At 74.3% G+C, this 3966-nt stretch carries 2 protein-coding genes; both read left to right on the top strand.

What is annotated here, in order from left to right; genetic code table 11:
• Window positions 1-1625: PD-(D/E)XK nuclease family protein (locus N864_RS19920; protein ID WP_034721475.1), on the top strand; the 1625-nt coding region annotated here is incomplete at its 5' end.
• A partial coding sequence (locus N864_RS19915; protein ID WP_034721471.1) for an ATP-dependent helicase occupies window positions 1622-3966 on the top strand: 2345 nt, incomplete at its 3' end. The genes N864_RS19920 and N864_RS19915, both read left to right, overlap by 4 nt.

The raw sequence follows: 3966 nt of genomic DNA, 5'->3' as shown, positions 1-3966 counted from the left end.
CCGCGGCCATCGACGCCGGCGCCAGTGCGGCCCGTCCGGGCGACTCGGGCGGCTGGCAGCGCGGCGTGACGGCCGAGACGGTGCTGTGGGAGATCTGGTCGGCGACCGGTCAGGCGGAGCCGTGGCGCCGGGCCGCCCTCGCTGGCGGCTCCACCGGGCAGCGTGCCGACCGGGACCTCGATGCCGTGCTCGGCCTGTTCGACGCGGCCGGAGCGTTCGTCGACCGGCTCCCGCAGGCGGGCCCGGACGCCTTCCTCGACCACATCCAGGGACAGGACGTGCCGGGCGACACCCTGCTGGCGCGGGCCCAGGCCGGGCCCGCCGTGCACGTGGTGACCCCCCAGACGGCTGCGGGGCGCGAGTGGCGGATCGTCGTCGTGGCCGGCGTCCAGGAGGGCATCTGGCCCGACCTTCGCCTGCGTGGGTCCGTCCTCGGATCGGAGGCTCTGGTCGACGTCGTGGCCGACCGGGCGCACAGTTTCCGGGCTGCCCAGGCAGCAGTTCGCTACGACGAGACGCGGCTGCTGCACGTGGCGATGACGCGCACCACGGAGCGGCTGCTGGTGACGGCGGTGGGCAACGAGGACGAGCAGCCGTCCGTCTACCTCGACCTGATCGACCCGCCCGCCGGCGACGGGCTCGACACCGAGGTGCGCCCGCACGCCGAACCGCCCCGCCCGATGACGTTGACCGGACTCGTCGGCGAGCTGCGGCGGGAGGTCGCCGGGCCCGACGCCGCCACGTCGCGGCGCGCCGCCGAGCTGCTCGCCCACGCTGCCCGTGCGGGAGTCACCGGCGCCGATCCGACCAGCTGGTGGGCGTTGCGCGACCTCACTGACGACCGGCCGGTCCGGGGTGACGACGAGCTCGTCCGGGTGTCGCCGTCGAAGGTCGAACGCTTCAACCAGTGCGGGCTGTCCTGGTTCCTGAGCGCCGTGGGCGGCAGCGGCCCCGCGATGGGCGCCCAGCTCGTCGGCACCCTGGTGCACGACGTCGTGGCCGAGCAGCCTGATGCCGACCGGGCCGTCCTCGACGACGAGCTCGACCGCCGCTGGGGGCGCCTGGGGTTGCCCCCCGGGTGGTTGGCCGACCGGGTCCGCCAGGAGGCGCATGACATGGTCGCCCGGTTCGTCGACTACCGGGCCGAGTCTGCTGCCGAGGGCTGGCATCCGGTGGCCATCGAGCACGACTTCCGCGTCCAGCTCGGTCGAGCGGATCTCAAGGGCCGCGTCGACCGGATCGAGCAGGACGGGGCCGGGCGGCTGCGCATCGTCGACCTCAAGACGGGACGGGGCAAGCCGACCAACGCCGAGCTCGACGAGCACGGCCAGCTCGGTGCCTACCAGGCGGCCGTCGAGTCCGGTGCCTTCGGCGACCTGGGCGCGACCTCCGGGGGCGCGGCGCTCGTCCAGATCGGCAAGGCCGGGCGCAGCGGCCTGCGGGCGGCCGTCCAGGCACAGCCGCCGCTCGCCGAGGCGGACGACCCCGGCTGGGCGCGTCGCCTCGTCGAGGACACCGCAGCCGGCATGGGAGCCGCATCCTTCCGTGCCGTCCAGGGCAGCTGGTGCCAGCTCTGCGCCGTCAAGGCGTGTTGTCCCGTCCAGCCGGAGGGAGATGCGCTGTGAAGCACTCCGCCATCGACATCGCGACCGCGCTCGAGCTGCCATCCCCGACGCCCGAGCAGCAAGCCGTCATCGAGGCTGGCCCGCAGCCGCTCCTCGTCGTGGCCGGAGCCGGCTCGGGCAAGACCGAGACGATGGCCGCGCGGGTCGTCTGGCTCGTCGCGAACGGGCACGTCGAGCCCGACCAGGTGCTCGGCCTCACCTTCACGCGCAAGGCCGCCTCCGAGCTGTCCGCCCGCATCACGGGGCGGCTGCGCACGCTCGGTCGCACCGACTTGTGGACGCCGCCGATCGACGACGGCACGGGCGCCGAGGTGCTCGGCGGCACGCCGACCGTCTCGACCTATCACGCCTACGCCGGCCGCCTCGTCCGCGAGCACGCGCTCCGGCTCGGGATCGAGCCCGAGTACCGCGTCCTCACCGAGGCAGGCGCCTGGCAGCTCGCGGCCGAGGCCGTGGCGCGCTACGACGGCACCATGGACGACGTCGTCAAGGCGGAGTCGACGATCATCGAGGCGGTCATGGCCCTCGCGGGAGAGATGGCCGAGCACCTGCTCGGCCCCGACGATGTCGCCGCCCACCTCGACGAGGTGATCAGTCGGCTCGACGCGCTGCCCGACGGGGAGGGCCGAGGGTCACTCACCCCCGTCCGCGACCTGCTCCTGGTCCTGCGCGAACGCCGTGCCGTCGTCCCCATCGTCGAGCGCTACCTCTCCCTCAAGCGCGAGCGGGACGCCCTCGACTTCGCCGATCAGATGGCCCTCGCCGCGCGCCTCGCCGAGACGGTCCCCGATGTCGGCGAGGTCGAACGCGAGCGCTTCAGGGCGGTGCTGCTCGACGAGTTCCAGGACACCTCTGAGGCACAGCTCGCCCTCCTGCGTTCCCTGTTTCACGGCGGTGCCGAGCCGGTCGCGCTCACTGCCGTCGGCGACCCCAACCAGTCGATCTACGGCTGGCGCGGCGCGAGCGCCACCACTCTGGCCCGGTTCCCTGCGGAGTTTGCGGGCGCGAACGGGCCCGCAGCCGTGCTGCCCCTCTCGACGAGCTGGCGCAACGACGGGCTGGTCCTCGACGCGGCCAACGTCACCTCCGCGCCGCTCCGCACCGCGCACGTGCGCCCCCTCGCACCCCGTCCGGGAGCGGGCGCCGGACAGGTCACCGTGGCCAGGCTCGACTCGCTCGAGGCCGAGGTGGCCCATGCGGCGCACTGGGTCGCGGAGCGGTGGCGCAGCCCGAGCGGCCGACGCACCGGCCGCTCGGCAGCGGTGCTGTGTCGGCGCCGCGCCCACTTCCCGGTCGTCATCGAGGCCCTGCGTCGCGAAGGGCTTCCGGTGGAGGTCGTCGGTCTGGGCGGGTTGCTCATGACCCCGGAGGTCGCGGACCTCGTCGCGGTGCTCTCGGTGGTCCAGGACCCGACGCGCGGCGACCAGCTGATGCGCCTGCTCACCGGACCGGTCGCGCGCCTGGGCCCGGCGGACCTCGATGCCCTGTGGGCCTGGGCCGGCGAGCTGCGCTCCAGCGGGGTGGTGGGCGGAGCACCGGCGTCCGAGAGGGGCGACGTGCTCCCACATGACCGCGGAAGTGACCTCGCTGCCGACAGCGCCGACGAGGCGACCCTCGTCGAGGCCCTCGACGTCCTGCCTCCGCCGCAGTGGCGGTCCTGGGGTGGTGCGCGCCTCAGCGCCGCCGCCCATCGCCGGCTGGCCGTCCTGGCCGAGGTGGTGCGAGCGCTGCGGCGGATGACCGCACTGCCGCTCGTCGACCTCGTCGGGGAGGCCGAGCGTGCCCTCGGGCTCGACCTCGAGGTGTTGTCCCGGCCCGAGCACACCGCCTCGACCGCCCGGGTCCACCTCGACGCCTTCGCTGACGTCGCGGCCCGCTTCGCGATGACCTCCGACCGTCCCACGCTGGCCGGGTTCCTCGCCTGGTTGGAGGCGGCGAGGTCCCAGGAGCGTGGTCTCGAGCTCGGCCACGTCGAGACCGACCATGACGCCGTGCAGGTGCTGACGGTGCATGCCGCCAAGGGGCTCGAGTGGGACGTCGTCGCGGTGCCGGCTCTCGTCGAGTCAGTCTTCCCGTCGCACTCGGCGAGCTCGGTCACCTTGGTCGACGACGAGTGGGTCCTCAAGGGCGCCCCGAGCGACAAGGGCTGGCTCACGGGCCTCGACGGGGTGCCCTACGAGCTGCGCGGCGACCGTGACGGGCTCCCCGTGCTGGAGTGGCGGCGCGCCGCCGACCGCAAGTCCTTCGCCACCGAGATGGACGCGTTCGCGGCCGATGGTGGTCGGCACGCCGTCGCCGAGGAGCGCCGGCTCGCCTATGTGGCCTTCACCCGGGCGCGCAG

Source organism: Intrasporangium chromatireducens Q5-1, assembly GCF_000576575.1.
GTDB classification, from domain to species: Bacteria; Actinomycetota; Actinomycetes; order Actinomycetales; family Dermatophilaceae; genus Intrasporangium_A; species Intrasporangium_A chromatireducens.
The sequence above is the reverse complement of the archived record's forward strand: the minus strand, read 5'-3'. Positions and strand labels throughout refer to the sequence as shown.